This window comes from Streptomyces sp. NBC_01352 (assembly GCF_036237295.1).
GTDB lineage: Bacteria > Actinomycetota > Actinomycetes > Streptomycetales > Streptomycetaceae > Streptomyces > Streptomyces plumbiresistens.
Genome location: NZ_CP108354.1, coordinates 3,420,576 through 3,438,005 on the forward strand (window position 1 = coordinate 3,420,576; position 17,430 = coordinate 3,438,005).

Consider the following 17,430-nt stretch of genomic DNA (forward strand, 5'->3'; position numbering starts at 1 on the left):
AGGGCAAGCCCTGGTCAAGCTCTACTCGGCGGCCTCCGCGGCCCCCACCAGCTCCCGGCACCGCTTCACGTCCCGAGCAATCTGCTCCAGCAGCGCGTCGAGCGTGTCGAACCTCGCCTGGCCGCGGACGAAGGCCAGGAAGTCGACGGCGACGTGCAGGCCGTACAGGTCGAGGCCCACGCGGTCGATGGCGTACGCCTCCACCGTGCGCTCGGTGCCGTCGAACTGCGGGTTCGTGCCGACGGAGATCGCGGCGGGCATCGCCTCGCCGTTCACGTGCAGCCAGCCGGCGTAGACGCCGTCGGCCGGGATGGCGGTGTGGGGCAGGGTCTCGACGTTCGCCGTCGGGAAGCCCATCTCGCGGCCGCGCTGGGCGCCGCGGACGACCACGCCCTCCACGCGGTGCGGGCGGCCCAGGATCTCGGCGGCGCCTTCGACGTCCCCGCCGGCGACCAGGCGCCGGGTCAGGGTCGAGGAGAACGGCTCGCCGCCGCCCGCCGTGCCGGACACGTACAGGTCGACGACCTCGACCTCGAAGTCGTAGACCTTGCCCTGCTCGGCGAGGAACTCCACGTTCCCCGCGGCCTTGTGGCCGAAGCGGAAGTTGGGGCCCTCGACGACCGCCCTGGCGTGCAGCTTGTCGACGAGGACCTTGACGACGAAGTCGGCCGGGGACAGCTTCGAGAACTCCGTGGTGAACGGGAGGATCAGGACCGCGTCCACGCCCAGCTCGGCCATCAGTTCGGCGCGGCGGTGGTGCGGGGACAGCAGCGGCGGGTGGCTGCCGGGGCGGACGACCTCGCTGGGGTGCGGATCGAAGGTGACGACGACGGCCGGGACGCCCAGCTCAGCGGCGCGTTCCACGGCATGCCGGATGATCAGCTGGTGCCCGCGGTGGACCCCGTCGTAGGAACCGATGGTGACGACGCTGCGCCCCCAGTCCTCGGGGATGTCCTCCAAGCCACGCCAGCGCTGCACTGTGACTGCTCCTCGTCGCAAACTCGTCGAACCCGTGTCCGTGCTTGTCTCATACGCAGGTCTAAGGGTGCCATGCCGGGGTGCCGGGGCCTGCATCGGCATGGGGGCTGTGACCCGGCGCACGTGCGACCCGTCAGGCGGGTACCCGTACGCCCGCCAGGTTCTCGATCATCCGGCGGGCACTCGGTCCCACCACGGCCGCCCATTCCTGAGGGGTCTCGGCAAGCCAGCCTGCCACCAGCGCGGCGAAGCCGGGCACGTGCCGCCCGAGGTCGACGAGGCCGCGGTCGAAGCAGGTCGCCCCTTCCGGGGTGCGGACGAGGAGGAGGCCGGTGCGGTGGACCAGGCCGCGGGCGACGAGGGAGTCGTCCTCGGCCGGCGACGCCGCCGCCGCGTGCAGGACGGCCATCAGGACGGACGGGTCGTGTTCGCGGCTCAGGAGGAGTTCGAGGAGCTCCTGGCGCAGGGGGCGGGAGGCGGGTGTCCCGGGGGCGGCGAGTACGGCCGCGAGGGCCGCCCGCACCTGCTCGGTGCCGCCGTCCAGCAGGCCGCCGACCAGGGGGAGCAGAACCGTCCGGGCGGTGGGGCCGTGCTCCAGCCGCCGGTCCACGTACGCCGCCACGTCCGCGGCCGTCTCCGGGCGCCGCTCCACCGCCTCCCGTACGAGGGCCGCGACCCGGCGGGCCAGGGCGGGCGTGGTGACGTCGGCGAGCGTGCGCAGCGCCGCCCCGGCGTCCGGGCGGCACAGGCGGGCCCGGAAGGCGTCCAGGACCTGGTCCGGGTGGGTCACCAGGGCGGGTACCAGGGCGTCGGGCGGCAGTTGCGGGTCGCCGGCCGCGAAGTGCCCGAGGGCCTGCGGGAGATGGCGGTCCCGGGTGTGCGGATCCCGGACGAGCAGGGCGAGCGCGCCGCCGTGCAGGGTGCAGTCGGCGGGCCGAGAGAGCAAGGCGAGGGCGGCGTAGCGCAGCAGTTCGCGGTCTGCCTCGGTGCGCACGTGCGGGGCGGCGCGCAGTCCGTACGCCACCGCGGCGACCCGCCGCGCGGGCCGCTCGTCGTGCGCCCACCGGTCCACGGCCCGGCACACGGCCGACGGCTCGTCCTCGGCCAGTACGGCGAGCAGCTCGTCGGCCCTGACGTGGGCGCTGTCGACGAGAACCTCCGTCAGGTCGTCCAGGGCGCGGTGCCGGTGGGTGTGCAGCAGCGCCTGCGCGGCCTTCGCCACGGTCGCGTGCGGGGCGGCGGGCAGCGGTCGCTCGTCGTCGAACCAGCGGGCCAGGTGCGGTTGTACGGCGGTGGGGTCGGCGGTGAGCAGCCGGGCCACGGCGTCCAGGAACCGCGGGCCGCCGGTCTCGTGCGGCGGGCCGTCGGCGAGGACGAGCCGGCGCAGCAGGTCGAAGCGGGTGTCGGGCGGGAGCGGCAGGGACGTCCAGAAGTCCGGCCCGAATGCGGTGGGCACGGGGCGTGCCTGCTGCCGCCAGGCCAGCAGCCGGTCGGTGAGATGGCGGAGGAGGGGGGTGTACGGCGTCGCGTCGGGCACGCGGAGGAGGACCTCGGCGGGGAGGCGGGCGGCCCACCAGGAGTGCGGGTCGTCCTCCAGGGCGTGCACCAACTCCTCCAGACGGGCGGCGAGTTCACGGGTGCCCTGCTGGCGGGCCAGGAGCAGCAGGGACTGGACGACGGGGCCGATGCGGTGGTGGGGCACGGGAAGGGGGTGCTCGCCGTGCGGGTGGGTGCGGCGGCGGTGGACCAGGGCGCGCAGCGCCTCGTCCAGGTCGAGGTGCATGCCCTGGATCCAGTCGGCGAGCTCCTCGTGGGCGAAGCGGTAGCCGCCGGCGGCGGGGACGAGAAGGCCTTCGGTGAGTACGGCGGAGGCCCAGCCGGTGCCGCCGCCGAGCCGCGCGGGCGCCTGCCCCCACGGGAACACGGCCTCGAACGACTTCCGGTCCAGCTCGCCCTGCCCGGGGCCCAGGCTGCGGCGGGCGGCCTCGTGGACCTGACCGGAGACCTTGGCGGCCAGGCGGCGTACGGCGCTGCCGCGGAGGCCGCTCTCCGCGGCCAGGCGGACCGCGACGCGCAGGCACATCAGGTCGAGGTGGGCCGAGAAGACGTCGTCGCGGTCCAGGGGGGTGTCGGGGGCGTCGGGGTGGGCGGCACGGATCTCCGAGAGGAGGCGGAGGGTGAGGGGGTGACGGGCGTCGGGGTCCTGGAGAACGCCCTCGGGGATGCGGTACCGCGCGCGGGCTCGGCGGGCCTCGTCCTCGCGCAGGTCGCCGAGGTGGACGCACGGGGGCAGCAGTGGGGGAGTTTCGCCCTCTGGAAAACGCGGACCGGCATCGGCGGCCGAGGCCGGTCGATGCAGCATCTCCTCCGGGAACCCCGCCCCTGCCGCCTCCCAGTACTCCCCCCGACACGCCACCACCAGCCGCGCCCCCGTCTCCCGCAGCCACGTCGCCGTCCCGTCGGTCCACTCGGCAAGGCGGTGGGCCAGAACGGGCGGCATCTCCTCGGGGCCGTCCAGGAGGAGCAGGAGGGGGCGGCCGGCGGTGCGGGCGAGGTGCGCAAGGCGTTCCAGGCTGGTGTCGCCGAGGTCGTCGGGCGCGAGGGCGTGCGAGCGCTCATTCCAACGGCCTCGCTCGACACGTCCGGCGCCCTCTTCTCCTTCGCCACGGCCTCGCTCGGCGCTGCCGGTGCGGTCCTCGGTCGCTTGGGCGCAGGCACCCGCCGCCCGGTCGGACGCCGCGACGATCCGCGCCGCCCGAGCCAGCGCCCGCCGCGCCGCGTCCGCCACCGAGCCGTCGTCGTCCCTCAGATCGGCACCGCGCAGCCACAACGTGGGCGCGGGTTCCGCGCCGCGATGACGCCGCGCGGCAAGGGCGGCGAGCTCGGTCGTACGGCCGCTGCCGGGCGCCCCGACAAGCCCGAGGACGGCGGCTTCCCCCGCGACGAACGCGGCGAACTCCCCCACCACGGCACCCCGTTCAACCGGCGCCGGCACCCCCGCTCCACCGGCACCGACACCCACCCCGCACTCACCCGCACCAGCCCCACTCACCCCAGGCTCGCGCACCCCAGCATCGGCCCCGCCGGCCTCCGCACCCGCGTGACCCGCCGCCGCACCAGTGCCCGAACCCGGCTCGCGCACCCCCACGCCGGCCCCGCCCTCACCGGAACCCGCCCCACCCCAGCCCTCATCAGCCCAAGCCGGCCCCGCCTGCGACCCACCAGCATCAGCACGCAGCCTCCCGGAGCCTTCGCCCGACCCACCTGCGCACGCCCCCACCCCACACGGACCCGCACTCACCCCACCGAGGCCCCCGCCCACGCAGGAACCCGCCCCACCCCAGCCCCCATCAGCCCAAGCCGGCCCCGCCTGCGACCCACCAGCATCAGCACGCAGCCTCCCGGAGCCTTCGCCCGACCCACCTGCGCACGCCCCCACCCCACACGGACCCGCACTCACCCCACCGAGGCCCCCGCCCACGCAGGAACCCGCCCCACCCCAGCCCCCATCAGCCCAAACCTCCCCCGCAGCCCCCACCCCAGAGCAGCCCTCGCCCACCCCCCTGTCGCCAGTCCGCCCCACAGACCCCGCCAGCACCCCCACCGGCCCGTCCTGCCCCACCGAGGTCGCCGTGAGCTCCAGCACCCCGGCCAGGTTGAGGTCGGCGCCGTACGCAGGGACCGTCGCCGCGTTCACGGCAAGGAGGTCCGCGAGGGGGCCGCTCGGTGCCGGGCGGAGTGGTACCGCGAAACCCACGTCCCGGTGGCCGCTCCGCAGCGCCGTGCCGAGGACGCCGACCACGGCGCCGGTCGCGGCGTCGAGGACCGGTCCCCCGGCGGCCCCGCCGCCCAGTCGCAGGGCGTCGCGGCCGGCCGTGCCGATCGCCAACTCGAGGGCGTCGCCGAGGAGATGGAAGCGGTCCGTCGCGGTGTACGTCACGGGAGTCGCCCCCAGGACCCGGGCCTCGCGCCAGCAGCCGGCGGGGACCCTCACGTACGTACCCGTCGCGACCCGGTCCCGCACGGTGACGGGCAGCGGGTCCACGCCGAGGCTGCCGTCGGTGCGGACGAGGGCCAGGTCCAGGTCGGGAAGAGGGGTCACCGCGTCGGCGGTCACGACGCAGTTGCGGTCCCCGGCGCCGTACAGGACAAGCCGGAGCAAGCCGTCGACGGTCTCGTGGCTGGTGACGACCGTGCCGTGGTGGTCGGCCAGGAAGCCGGTGCCACGGGGGCGGCCGGCGAGGTCGTGGATGCGGATGAGTGAGGTGAGTGAAATGAATGAGTCGTCCCGGGCGGGGCCGTCCTCCGGCTCCCCCGCACCCCGGCCCTGTCGGCCGCCACCCGCATGCCGCGAGCGTGCCGTGCCGCGGGCGTCCCCGGTCCGCGGGCCCCGTCCCGCCATGGTCGAACCTCCCCGCCGTACACACGTGCCTGTCTGCCGTACGCACGCACGTGCCTGATTCGACGGTAGGCGCGAGATGATCAGCTGGACAGATCCCGCGACGAACGCGCCCCCTTCCGCTCCCCCACTTCACTCCGAGCGCCTGCCCGGTCGGGTGAATGGACGAGGGCGCCTGGATACACCCTAGGGGTGGGGGAACCGAGGGGGGACCGTGGAGCGGCGGCAGCGACGACCCCGTGATCGCCGCTCCACGGGCGGATTCCGCACTGCGCGGACTGTCGGCGTCAGCCGAAGATGGCGAGGCTCTTCGCCTTGCCCTTGTGCTCCTCGACGAGCGCGAGGAAGCGGCCCTCGGGGTCGTAGACGGCCACGGCGCCGGCGCCGGTGTAGGCGCCGGGCATGTCGAGCCGTACCCCGTTGGTGAGCAGCCGGGCCCGCTTCTCGTCCACGTCCCAGCGGGGGAACGCGGCCGAGGCGGCCTCGGCGATCGGCATCACCGTCAGCTCCTGCTGGAGCTGGTCGAGGGTGCGGGCCGAGTCCAGCTTGTACGGTCCGACGCGCGTCCGGCGCAGCGCCGTGAGGTGGCCGCCGACGCCCAGGTCGGCGCCCAGGTCGCGGGCCAGCGCCCGGATGTACGTGCCGGACGAGCAGACCACCGACACCACCAGGTCCAGGACCGGGGTGCCGTCCTCGGCGACGGCGTCACGGACGTCGTACACCGCGAAGGACGAGACGGTGACGGGCCGGGCGGGGATCTCGAACTCCTCGCCCTCCCGCGCCCGCTTGTAGGACCGCACGCCCTTGATCTTGATGGCGCTGACCTTGGACGGCACCTGCATGATGTCGCCGCTCAGCTTGGCGATCCCGGCGTCGACGGCGTCGCGGGTGACCTTCGAGGCGTCGACCGACCCCGTGATCTCGCCCTCGGCGTCGTCAGTCAGGGTCGTCTGCCCGAGGCGGATGGTCCCCAGGTACTCCTTCTCGGTGAGCGCGAGGTGCCCGAGGAGCTTGGTCGCCTTCTCCACGCCGAGGACGAGGACACCCGTCGCCATCGGATCGAGGGTGCCGGCGTGGCCGACACGGCGGGTCCGGGCGATGCCGCGCATCTTGGCGACGACATCGTGCGAAGTGAAGCCCGACGGCTTGTCGACGATGACAAGGCCGTCGGGCGTCCGGTTCTGCTGGGTCATTCGGCGGCGTCGTCCTCGTCCTCGCCCGGCTTCTTGTACGGGTCCGGCTCACCGGCGAAGGCCGCGCCGGCCGAGACCTCGCGCACCTTCGCGTCCGAGGCCCGTGCCTTGTCGAGCAGGTCCTCGATCGTCTTGGCGGTGTCCGGCAGGGCGTCGGCCACGAAGGTCAGCGTCGGCGTGAACTTCACGCCCGCGGCCTGGCCGACCGCGGAACGGAGCACGCCCTTGGCGCTCTCCAGTCCGGCGGCCGCTTCCGCCCGCTCCTCGTCGTCCCCGTACACCGTGTAGAAGACGGTCGCCTCCCGCAGGTCACCCGTGACCCTGGTGTCCGTGATGGTGACCTTCGAGCCGAGCCGCGGGTCCTTGATCCCACGCTGCAGCTTCTGGGCCACCACCTCTCGGATGAGGTCCGCCAGCCTCTTGGCCCGCGCGTTGTCGGCCACTGGTCGTCTCCCGTTCTTCCTGTTCCACGTTCAGAAAATCTAGTCGTCGTCGCCGTGGAAGCGCCGTCTCACCGACAGCAGTTCCACCTCGGGGCGCCCGGCGACCAGGCGCTCGCACCGGTCCAGTACGTCGGTCACGTGCCCCGCGTCGCCGGACACCAGCGCGAGGCCGATGACGGCCCTGCGGTGAAGGTCCATATGGTCCACCTCGGCCGCGCTCACCGCGTACTTCCGCTGCAGCTCGGCGACGATCGGGCGGACGACGGAGCGCTTCTCCTTCAGCGACCGTACGTCGCCGAGGAGGAGGTCGAAGGACAGCGTCCCCACATACATGTGTGTAGCCGGTTCACCCGCCGGCACGGGATCGATGGCCCCGCCATCCAGTGGGCAGGGACATCAAGAACGGTACAACGAACGGGTGGGCCGCTCGACGGGATTCTTTCGCCCCCGCCGCTCCCGCCACCCCCTGCACCCCGCTCCTCGAATGCCGGAGCGGCTGGACACGGCCGAAGCCGGCCGACGGGACACAAGTCCCGCCGGCCGGCTGAGGAACCGTCGGCTGTTACGCCCGCGGCTTCTCGCGCATCTCGTACGTCGCGATGACGTCGTCGACCTTGATGTCGTTGAAGTTTCCGAGGTTGATACCACCCTCGAAGCCTTCGCGGATCTCGGTGACGTCGTCCTTGAAGCGACGCAGACCGGAGATGGTGAGGCTCTCCGCGACCACCTTGCCGTCGCGGATGAGGCGCGCCTTGGTGTTGCGCTTGACCTCGCCCGACCGGACCAGGACACCGGCGATGTTGCCCAGCTTGGACGACTTGAAGACCTCGCGGATCTCCGCCGTGCCGAGCTCGACCTCTTCGTACTCCGGCTTCAGCATGCCCTTCAGGGCCGCCTCGATCTCCTCGATCGCCTGGTAGATGACCGAGTAGTAACGGACGTCCACGCCTTCGCGTTCGGCCATCTGCGCGGCACGCCCTGCGGCGCGCACGTTGAAGCCGATCACGATGGCGTCCGAGCCCATCGCCAGGTCGATGTCCGACTCCGTGACCGCACCGACACCACGGTGCAGGACGCGGATGTCGACCTCTTCGCCGACGTCGAGCTGGAGCAGCGAGGACTCGAGAGCCTCCACCGAACCGGACGCGTCGCCCTTGATGATGAGGTTGAGTTCCTGCACCAGACCGGCCTTGAGGGCCTCGTCCAGGTTCTCCAGGGAGAACCGGACACCCCGGCGGGCGAAGTTGGCGTTCCGCTCACGAGCGGCGCGCTTCTCAGCGATCTGGCGGGCCGTACGGTCCTCGTCGACGACGAGGAAGTTGTCGCCGGCGCCCGGGACGTTGGTGAGACCGAGGACGAGGACCGGAGTCGACGGACCCGCCTCTTCCAGGTTCTCGCCCGTGTCGTCGAGCATCGCGCGGACACGGCCGTACGCGTCGCCGACCACCATGGTGTCGCCGACCCGCAGGGTGCCTCGCTGGACCAGGACGGTCGCGACGGCACCGCGGCCACGGTCGAGACGGGACTCGATCGCAATACCCTGCGCGTCCTGCTCCGGGTTGGCCCGCAGGTCGAGCGAGGCGTCCGCGGTGAGGACCACGGCCTCCAGAAGAGCCTCGATGTTGAGGCCCTGCTTGGCGGAGATGTCGACGAACATGGTGTCGCCGCCGTACTCCTCGGCCACGAGACCGTATTCGGTCAGCTGACCGCGCACCTTGGTCGGGTCCGCGCCCTCGACGTCGATCTTGTTGACCGCGACCACGATCGGCACGTCGGCCGCCTTGGCGTGGTTCAGCGCCTCGATCGTCTGGGGCATCACACCGTCGTTGGCCGCCACCACGAGGATCGCGATGTCGGTCGACTTGGCACCACGGGCACGCATGGCGGTGAACGCCTCGTGACCCGGGGTGTCGATGAAGGTGATCTTGCGCTCTTCGTCGTTGACCTGAGTCGTGACCTGGTACGCACCGATGTGCTGCGTGATACCGCCGGCCTCGCCCGCGACGACGTTCGTCTTGCGGATGGTGTCGAGGAGGCGGGTCTTGCCGTGGTCGACGTGACCCATGACGGTCACGACCGGCGGACGCGCGACGAGGAACTCCTCGCCACCCTCGTCCTCGCCGAACTCGATGTCGAAGGACTCGAGCAGCTCGCGGTCCTCCTCCTCGGGGCTGACGATCTCGAGGACGAAGTTCATCTCGTCCGCGAGGAGCTTCAGCGTCTCGTCGGAGACGGACTGCGTGGCAGTGACCATCTCGCCGAGGTTCATCATCACGCCGACGAGCGACGCCGGGTTGGCGCCGATCTTCTCGGCGAAGTCGGTGAGGGAGGCACCGCGCGACAGGCGGACGGACTGTCCGTTGCCGCGAGGCAGCATCACGCCGCCGACCGACGGGGCCTGCATGGCCTCGTACTCCTGGCGCCTCTGCCGCTTCGACTTGCGACCGCGACGCGCGGGACCGCCGGGGCGACCGAAGGCGCCCTGCGTGCCACCACGACCGCCCGGACCACCGGGACGACCACCGAAGCCGGGACGACCGCCACCGCCACCGCCGGGACCACCCGGACGACCGGCGAAACCGCCGCCACCGCCACCGGGACCACCGGGACGGCCGGCGAAACCGCCGCCACCGCCACCGGGACCGGCCGGACGGCCGGCGAAGCCGCCGCCACCCGGACGACCGCCGCCACCGCCACCGGGACGACCGCCGCCACCGGGACCGCGGCCACCGGGGCCACCGCCGCCGGGACGCGGGCCGGCAGCGGGACGCTGCGGCATCATGCCGGGGTTCGGACGCGCACCGCCGGGACCGCCGCCGGGACGCGGACCGCCGCCCTGCGGACGGGGCATGCCGCCCGGGCTGGGACGCGCGCCGCCCGGAGACTGCGGACGGGGACCGCCCGAAGCGCCCTGCGGACGAGGACCGCCCTGACCCTGCGGACGCGGAGCGCCGCCGGGAGCACCGGGGCCACCAGGACCGCCGGGCCGCGGGGCACCGCCCGGACGGGGCGCCTGGGGGCGCGCCATGCCGGTGGAGCCACCAGAGGTGAACGGGTTGTTGCCCGGACGGGGACCGGCCGGACGAGCACCGGGACGGGCCGACTGGCCGCCCTGACGCGGAGCGGCGGGACGGTCACCACGGTCGGGACGGTCACCGCGACCCTGGCCGCCCTGGCCGGGACCGGCCGGACGGGAGCCCGGACGCGGGGCCTGGCCGGCCGGACGCGGGGCGCCCGGACGGGGGCCGGAGCCGGTGCCAGTGCCGGAGGGTGCGCTGGTACCCGAAGAGGCAGCCGGCGCGGCGGGAGCCGACGGCGGTGCCGTGAACTCGGGCGTGGTCGGAGCCGGAGACGCCGGGGCGGGCCGCGGCGCGGGCTTCGGGCCCGGGGTGGGACGGGGGCCGGGAGCGGCCGGCGCGGCGGAAGCCGCGGGCTTCTCGGCGGCGGCCGGCTTGGGAGCCGGCGGACGCGGGGCTGCCGGACGGGCGCCCTGCGCGGGAGAGGGGGCTGCCGGCCTGGCCGGAGCAGCCTTGCGTGCGGAAGCGGGCTTGCCGCCTCCGTTGCCCTGCTGGAGGGCGTCTGTCAGCTTGCGTACGACGGGCGCCTCGATCGTCGAGGAAGCCGAACGAACAAATTCACCGAGTTCTTGGAGCTTGGCCATGACGACCTTGCTCTCAACCCCGAACTCCTTGGCGAGTTCGTATACCCGGACCTTAGCCACTTCGCTCCTTTTAGGTCCGGGTTGTGTCCGGACCGTCGCTACTTCATGGGCGTACTCATCGCGTGCTCATCGAGTGCTCATCGCAATCTCGACCTACTTCCAACTCGCGGGGTACCAGGGCCGCACGGGGGTTCCGTACGACGCTTCTTACGGTGTTGCCTGCTCGACGTAGAGACGCAACGCCTTTGTGTCGAGCGGTCCCGGGGCGCGCAGCGCCCGTGGGATAGCCCGACGGCGTACCGCCAGGTCGAAACAGACCAGGGCGGGGTGCACATACGCACCCCGGCCGGGCAGCGTACCGCGATCATCGGGGACGCATTCACCCTCGATGGCCACGATCCGCAGCAAGTCCTTCTTGGCCGCTCGCTCCCGGCACCCCACACAGGTGCGTTCAGGGCATGCGCGGGCTCGCGTCCGGCCAGACACTCTTAAGTCTACCTCCCCGCACCGACCTCACCCCTTGGGGGCAAGAATCGAACGGTTGTTGTCGTGATCTCAGCCACCTGCGGCTTGGATCTATTCCCCGGGCTGCTCGGTGTCCGGACGGATGTCGATCCGCCAGCCGGTCAGACGGGCCGCGAGGCGGGCGTTCTGCCCTTCCTTGCCGATCGCCAGCGACAGCTGGTAGTCGGGCACCGTCACGCGCGCGGAGCGGGCCGCCATGTCCACGACCTCCACCTTGGAGACGCGGGCCGGGGAGAGCGCGTTCGCCACCATCTCGGCCGGGTCGTCCGACCAGTCGACGATGTCGATCTTCTCACCATTGAGCTCGCCCATGACATTGCGCACCCGGCCGCCCATGGGGCCGATGCAGGCGCCCTTGGCGTTCAGACCCGAACGGGTGGACCGGACGGCGATCTTCGTGCGGTGGCCGGCCTCGCGGGCGATGGCGGAGATCTCGACGGACCCGTCGGCGATCTCCGGCACCTCGAGCGCGAAGAGTTTCTTCACCAGATTGGGATGTGTGCGGGACAGGGTGACGGACGGACCGCGGACCCCCTTCGCCACCCGGACGACGTACGACCGAAGGCGCATCCCGTGCTGATACGTCTCCCCGGGGACCTGCTCCTGCACCGGCAGGATGGCCTCCAGCTTGCCGATGTCCACGAGCACGTTCTTCGGGTCGCGGCCCTGCTGGACCACGCCGGTGACGATGTCGCCCTCACGGCCCGCGTACTCGCCGAGCGTCGCGTCGTCCTCGGCGTCGCGCAGCCGCTGCAGGATGACCTGCTTGGCGGTGGTCGCGGCGATACGGCCGAAGCCGGACGGGGTGTCGTCGAACTCGCGGGGCTCCTGGCCCTCCTCGAGGTCCTCGGGGTCCTCCTTCGCCCACACCGTCACGTGGCCGCTCTCCCGGTTGAGCTCCACGCGCGCGTGGCGGCGGCTTCCGTCGGTGCGGTGGTAGGCGATGAGGAGGGCCGACTCGATCGCCTCGACCAGCAGCTCGAAGGAGATCTCCTTCTCCCGCACCAAGCCCCGCAGGGCACTCATGTCGATGTCCATGGCTACGCCTCCTCCTCTTCCTTCATGTCGTCCTTGTCCTTGCGGTTGAACTCGACCTGGACGCGAGCCCTGTCGATGTCCCCGAAGGCGAGTCTGCGGGCGGTGGCCTTGCGGCCCTTCACACCGGGCACTTCGAGGTCGAGACCCTCGTCGTCGACCTTCAGGATCCTGGCGACCAGCTCGTCGCCGTCCGTCAGCTGGAACTTCACCAGCCGACTCGTGGCGCGTACGTAGTGCCGGTGCTCCTTGAGGAGGCGCTCCGCGCCGGGTGTTCCGACCTCGAGGGTGTACTCGCCCTGGCCCATCGCGTCCGTCTCGTCGAGCTTCGCCGAGAGCTCGCGGCTCACATCGGCGATCTGGTCGAGGTCGGCGCCGGTGTCGGAGTCGACGACCACGCGCAGCACACGCTTGCGTCCGACCGAGTCCACCGCGATCTCTTCGAGATCCAGGCCCTGTGAGCTGACGAGCGGTTCCAGGAGCTCTCGCAGCCTCTCGCTCTGGGTGGTGCTCATCCGGGTGACTCCTCGGCCGCGTGTGCTGTTGTGGGTAGGGCGCGTGTCTGGTCAAAGGGTATCCGGTCCAGGGGAGTGTTGCCGTCCACCTGCACCGGGGTCGGTGCCGCTGAGTGATGCCGAGCCGGTGCGCGGGTACCGTGATCACCGGCGGGGCCGCCCTGCCCGCCCGCGTGTTCTTACGAGCTCCCCGAGGACGTCTGACGTGCCGTACGCTCCACCGCCGCGCACCCCCTCGGGGCCGCGCAGAAGAACCCTGCTCGCCTCGGCCGCCGGGGCCGTCCTGCTGGTGGGCTGCTCCACCGGGTCCAAGGACTCGGACGGCGGTACGACGGGCGGCAGTCCGTCGGTCGTGGAGCGGGCCCGCGCGCGTGCGGCCGGCGAGAGCACGGATCTGGTGGCACGGTACGACGCCGTCGTCGCCGTACATCCCGCGCTGGCGCAGCGGCTGGCACCGCTGCGGGCGGAGGCCGTACGGCATGCGGAGGCGTTCGGGGGCCTCCGGAAGGCGTCACCTTCCGAGTCGCCTTCCGAGTCGCCTTCCGATGCGGCCTCCCCGCCCCCCGCCTCCGCCGCGCCGTCTCCCGCGGTCCCGGCCGACGAGAAGGCCGCCCTCGCCGAACTCGCCGCCGCCGAGCGGTCCCTCGCGGACCGGCGGGCCAAGGCGCTGCTCGACCTGCCGGGTGAGCCGGCACGGCTGCTGGCCTCGGTCGCCGCGGCCGGGGCGGCGCACGCGTATCTGCTGACGGAGGGTGCGAAGTGAAGGAACAGGAACCGAAGGAACAGGAGCTGAAGGCCCTCCAGGCGGCGCTGGCCGCCGAGCACGCGGCGGTGTACGGCTACGGAGTGGTCGGCGGCCGGATCCGCGGGGGCCGTCGTACGGAGGCGAAGGCGGCGTACGACGCCCATCGGGCCCGGCGCGACGCGCTGGCGCGCGAGGTGCGGGACGCGGGCGGCACGCCGGTGGCCGCGGCGGCGGCGTACGCGCTGCCCTTCCCGGTGCCGGACTCGGCCGCGGCGGTACGGCTGGCCGCCGAGCTGGAGGACCGGCTGGCCGGGGTGTACTCCGACCTGGTGCGGGCGGCGGAGGGCGGGCGGCGGGGCACGGCGGCCGAGGCGCTGCGGGAGGCGGCGGTGCGGGCGGTGCGCTGGCGCGGCGAGAGCGTAGCCTTCCCTGGGCTCGCCGAGCGGGCGGCGACGGCTTCGCCATCGGGCCCGGCGTCGGCGACGCCGACCTCGTAACGCGTACAGGAAGGAAACGACTCGCGCATGGCTTTCGAACCGCCGCAGCGTCTGGTGAGGGCGCTCGGCGAGACGGCACCGGACGGTGACGACTGGTTGGAGAAGCTGCCCGAGGCGGCCCGACGGGCCGTCGAACTGCGCGAGTTGACCGTCGAGCGGGTGCAGTTGCCCGGTGGGCGCAGCAGCCTGGTCGTGCTGGTGCGGCGACCGGACGGGACGCCCGCCGTGCTCAAGCTGGCCCCGCCCCGGGCCCGTCCGGAGAGCGAGCGGGCCGCGCTCGCGCACTGGGGCGGACTGGGCGCCGTCCAACTGCTCGAACCCTTTGCCGCGGAGGGCGTGCTGCTTCTTGAGCGGCTGCATCCGGATGTGTCGGTGCGGTCGTTGCCGGAGGCGAAGGCGCTGCTGGAGGCGGCGGGGACGCTGCGGCGGCTGTGGGTCGAGGCGCCCGGCGGGCATGTCTTCGAGACGGTGGCCGAGCGGACCGGGCGGCAGGCCGGGGCGATGCGGGCGAGTGCCGCGGCCGATGCGGAGGTGGCGTCGCTGGTGGACGCGGCGCTCGCGGCCCGCGAGGAGCTGCTGGCCGCGCCGCCGGAGGACCGGCTGCTGCACGGGACGTTCCGGCAGAGCAAGGTGCTCGCCGGTGAGCGGGCGCCGTGGCTGGCCGTGGGACCGGACCCGGTGGTCGGCGAGTGCGCCTTCGATCTGGCGCGGCTGGTGCGGGACCGGGTGGAGGACCTGATCGCCTCGCCCTCGGGTGCGGCGACGACCCGGCGGCGGGTGAAGCGGCTCGCGGAGTCGCTGGACGTGGACCAGGAACGGCTGCGGGGCTGGACGCTGTTCCGGGCGGTGGAGTCGGGGGTGCGGGCGCTCCGGGTGGGGCGGCCGAAGGATGCGGAGCTGCTGCTGGAGTTCGCGGGCTGGCTCTGACTCCGCCCCGTCGACGCCGGTTTGAGGGCGAGAACCGGGCAGTCGGCCACCGCCCTGCGGGCGCGTCTGACGGTTCTGGCGGGACCGGGGCGGCGCCGCGGGACGGTGACCGTGCCGGTCGCGCGGTCCAGGCGCACCTGATGCCGGCCGGGCGCCCGTTTCACGCTCAGCCGTATCGGACGGCCGTCCTCCTGGACGAGGGTGAAGCCGCGGTCGTAGCCGATCGAGGCCATCGCCGAGCAGCGGGCTGACCCGGACCGGGCGGCCCTGGGCGCTGTCGAGCGCGACGAGTTCGGAGTCGGTACGGAAGCGGCTGCACGCCGCGTCGACCTCGGCGAGGTGCCGGTCAGGAGCAGGTTGCAGGAGTCGAGGAGGGCCGGGTCGGTGACGACGAGCCGGACGGTCGTACCGAGTGCACGCCACTCGGTGGCGGCCGTGACGCGCCGGGAGCCGGCGATCATCACGACGCCCCCGAGGTGGAGTCGGCGGAGCCGCTGCCGGCGGTGAGACTGCCGGAGGACGACGAGTTGTCCGACGACGAGCCGCTCGACGAGGGTGCCCACCAGAGCGAACACTCCGGCCGCCGCGGCGAGCGTGATCGCTGCCGCGGCGGCCGCCGTGCGCCGCGCCCCTCTGCGGACCGCGGTGGCGGCACCTCGTTCCCTGGCTGCCATGACGTTCCCCTCCGTAGTGACGCTGTGTCACGCCCTACGGGAGGGGAACGATCTGAGAGAGTCTGTGAGGCGCCCGGTCAGGCGGTCAGGCGGGCGATCGCCTCCTCGACCGTCAGCTCCTCGCGCTCGCCGGTCCGGCGGTCCTTCAGCTCCAGCACGCCCTCGGCGGCCCGCCGTCCGGCCACCAGGATCTGCGGTACGCCCATCAGCTCCGAGTCCGTGAACTTCACGCCCGGGGAGACGCCGGCCCGGTCGTCCACCAGGACGCGGAGGCCGGCCGCGGCCAGCTTGTCGGAGACGTCGAGGGCGAGTTCGGTCTGGAGGGCCTTGCCCGCGGCGACGACGTGCACGTCGGCCGGGGCGACCTCCCTGGGCCAGCACAGGCCCTTGTCGTCGGCGGTCTGCTCGGCGAGGGCGGCGACCGCGCGGGAGACGCCGATGCCGTAGGAGCCCATGGTCACGCGGACCGGCTTGCCGTTCTGGCCGAGGACGTCGAGCTTGAGGGCGTCGGCGTACTTGCGGCCCAGCTGGAAGATGTGGCCGATCTCGATGGCACGGTCCAGCTTGAGGCCGGTGCCGCACGTGGGGCAGGGGTCGCCCTCCTGGACGACCACGACGTCGACGTACTCGCCGACCTCGAAGTCGCGGCCCGCGACGACGTTCTTCGCGTGCGTGTGCTCCTTGTTGGCGCCCGTGATCCACGCGGTGCCCGGCGCCACGCGCGGGTCGGCGATGTACCTGGTCTTCTCCAGGCCCTGCGGGCCGACGTACCCGCGGACCAGGTCCGGGCGGCCCGCGAAGTCCGCCTCGGTGACCATCTCGACGGTGGCCGGGGCGAAGTGGGCCTCGACCTTGCCCATGTCGACCTCGCGGTCGCCGGGCACGCCGACGGCCACGATCTCGCCGTCGACCTTCACGAGGAGGTTCTTGAGCGTGGCGGAGGCCGGGACGCCGAGGGAGGCGGCGAGGGTCTCGATGGTCGGGGTGTCGGGGGTGGGGATCTCCTCGGCGGCCGGGACGCCGGAGGCGTCCACCGTCTTCAGCTCGTAGGTGATCGCCTCGGTGTTCGCCGCGAAGTCGCAGTTCGGGCAGTCCGCGAAGGTGTCCTCGCCTGCGCCGGCCGGGGCCAGGAACTCCTCCGACTTGGAGCCGCCCATCGCGCCCGCGGTGGCGGCACAGATGCGGTAGTCGAGGCCGAGGCGCTCGAAGACCTTCTGGTAGGCCTGGCGGTGCAGGGCGTAGGACTGGGCGAGGCCCTCGTCCTCGGTGTCGAAGGAGTACGAGTCCTTCATGAGGAACTCGCGGCCGCGCAGGATGCCGGCGCGGGGGCGGGCCTCGTCGCGGTACTTGTGCTGGATCTGGTAGAGGATGACCGGCAGGTCCTTGTAGGAGGACGCCTGGTCCTTCACGATCAGCGTGAAGATCTCCTCGTGGGTCGGGCCGAGCAGGTAGTCGCCGCCCTTGCGGTCCTTGAGGCGGAACAGCTCCGGGCCGTACTCGTCCCAGCGGCCGGTCGCGTCGTACGGTTCACGCGGCAGCAGTGCGGGGAGCAGCACCTCCTGGGCGCCGATCGCGTCCATCTCCTCGCGGACGATCCGCTCCACGTTGGCGAGGACCTTCTTGCCCAGCGGCAGCCAGCTCCAGATACCGGCCGCGGTGCGGCGCACGTAGCCGGCGCGCACGAGCAGCTTGTGGCTGAGGACCTCGGCGTCCGCCGGGTCGTCGCGCAGCGTCTTCGCCATCAACTGGGACATGCGCTGGACCGGTAGCTTCGCCATGGTTCTCGTACTCCTGCTGCGAGTGGGGTGATGGCAGGAGGTTAGCCGGGGGGTACGTGG

Annotated in this window: 13 protein-coding genes; 3 read left to right on the forward strand and 10 right to left on the reverse strand. The window is 72.9% G+C overall.

Translation table 11 applies throughout. The features are described 5' to 3' along the window. Positions 1-21: 21 nt before the first annotated feature. From OG252_RS15905 to rimP, 9 genes are all read right to left on the reverse strand, one after another. Complete coding sequence (locus tag OG252_RS15905) at positions 22-978, reverse strand: bifunctional riboflavin kinase/FAD synthetase (RefSeq protein WP_329336790.1); 957 nt, start codon at positions 976-978, stop codon at positions 22-24. A 133-nt stretch (positions 979-1,111) separates the two neighbouring features. Next, on the reverse strand, positions 1,112-5,380 hold the full coding sequence (locus OG252_RS15910) for a serine protease (RefSeq protein ID WP_443068406.1): 4,269 nt from the start codon (positions 5,378-5,380) through the stop codon (positions 1,112-1,114). 284 nt (positions 5,381-5,664) lie between these two features. Continuing rightward, complete coding sequence (gene truB / locus OG252_RS15920; RefSeq protein ID WP_266433102.1) at positions 5,665-6,570, reverse strand: tRNA pseudouridine(55) synthase TruB; 906 nt, start codon at positions 6,568-6,570, stop codon at positions 5,665-5,667. Continuing rightward, on the reverse strand, positions 6,567-7,013 hold the full coding sequence (gene rbfA / locus OG252_RS15925) for a 30S ribosome-binding factor RbfA (RefSeq protein WP_266433104.1): 447 nt from the start codon (positions 7,011-7,013) through the stop codon (positions 6,567-6,569). Before rbfA ends, truB begins: the two co-directional genes overlap by 4 nt. Positions 7,014-7,052: 39 nt before the next feature. Then, positions 7,053-7,346 carry a DUF503 domain-containing protein gene (locus OG252_RS15930; protein ID WP_266433106.1) on the reverse strand — a complete coding sequence of 98 codons (294 nt, stop codon included), beginning with the start codon at positions 7,344-7,346 and terminating at the stop codon, positions 7,053-7,055. Positions 7,347-7,575: 229 nt separating this feature from the next. Continuing rightward, positions 7,576-10,734, reverse strand: coding sequence for a translation initiation factor IF-2 (infB, locus tag OG252_RS15935; protein WP_329336795.1), 3,159 nt, complete (start codon positions 10,732-10,734; stop codon positions 7,576-7,578). Positions 10,735-10,881: 147 nt separating this feature from the next. After that, positions 10,882-11,160: a YlxR family protein gene (locus tag OG252_RS15940; RefSeq protein ID WP_266433110.1), complete on the reverse strand. Its 279-nt coding sequence runs from the start codon at positions 11,158-11,160 to the stop codon at positions 10,882-10,884. Positions 11,161-11,250: 90 nt separating this feature from the next. After that, a complete protein-coding gene (nusA, locus tag OG252_RS15945) occupies positions 11,251-12,237 on the reverse strand; it encodes a transcription termination factor NusA (protein ID WP_266433112.1) in 987 nt (328 codons plus the stop codon). Positions 12,238-12,239: 2 nt separating this feature from the next. Continuing rightward, a complete protein-coding gene (gene rimP / locus OG252_RS15950) occupies positions 12,240-12,749 on the reverse strand; it encodes a ribosome maturation factor RimP (protein ID WP_266433114.1) in 510 nt (169 codons plus the stop codon). A gap of 205 nt (positions 12,750-12,954) precedes the next feature. Here rimP and OG252_RS15955 point away from each other — a divergent pair, with 205 nt between their 5' ends. Genes OG252_RS15955 through OG252_RS15965 form a run of 3 tightly spaced genes read left to right on the forward strand, consistent with a single transcriptional unit; the run spans position 12,955 to position 14,918 of the window. Then, the gene (locus OG252_RS15955; protein ID WP_329336797.1) at positions 12,955-13,512 is read left to right on the forward strand and encodes a hypothetical protein; all 558 of its coding nucleotides are present in this window, start codon (positions 12,955-12,957) and stop codon (positions 13,510-13,512) included. Then, entirely contained in the window at positions 13,509-13,991 is a 483-nt protein-coding gene (locus OG252_RS15960; protein WP_266433118.1) for a ferritin-like domain-containing protein, read from the forward strand. Before OG252_RS15955 ends, OG252_RS15960 begins: the two co-directional genes overlap by 4 nt. A 27-nt stretch (positions 13,992-14,018) precedes the next feature. Then, positions 14,019-14,918 (forward strand): aminoglycoside phosphotransferase family protein, encoded by a 900-nt coding sequence (locus OG252_RS15965; RefSeq protein ID WP_266433120.1) that lies wholly within the window; start codon positions 14,019-14,021, stop codon positions 14,916-14,918. Positions 14,919-15,669: 751 nt separating this feature from the next. Here OG252_RS15965 and OG252_RS15970 read toward each other — a convergent pair. Further along, positions 15,670-17,370: a proline--tRNA ligase gene (locus tag OG252_RS15970; protein ID WP_266433122.1), complete on the reverse strand. Its 1,701-nt coding sequence runs from the start codon at positions 17,368-17,370 to the stop codon at positions 15,670-15,672. Between the last annotated feature and the right edge of the window lie 60 nt (positions 17,371-17,430).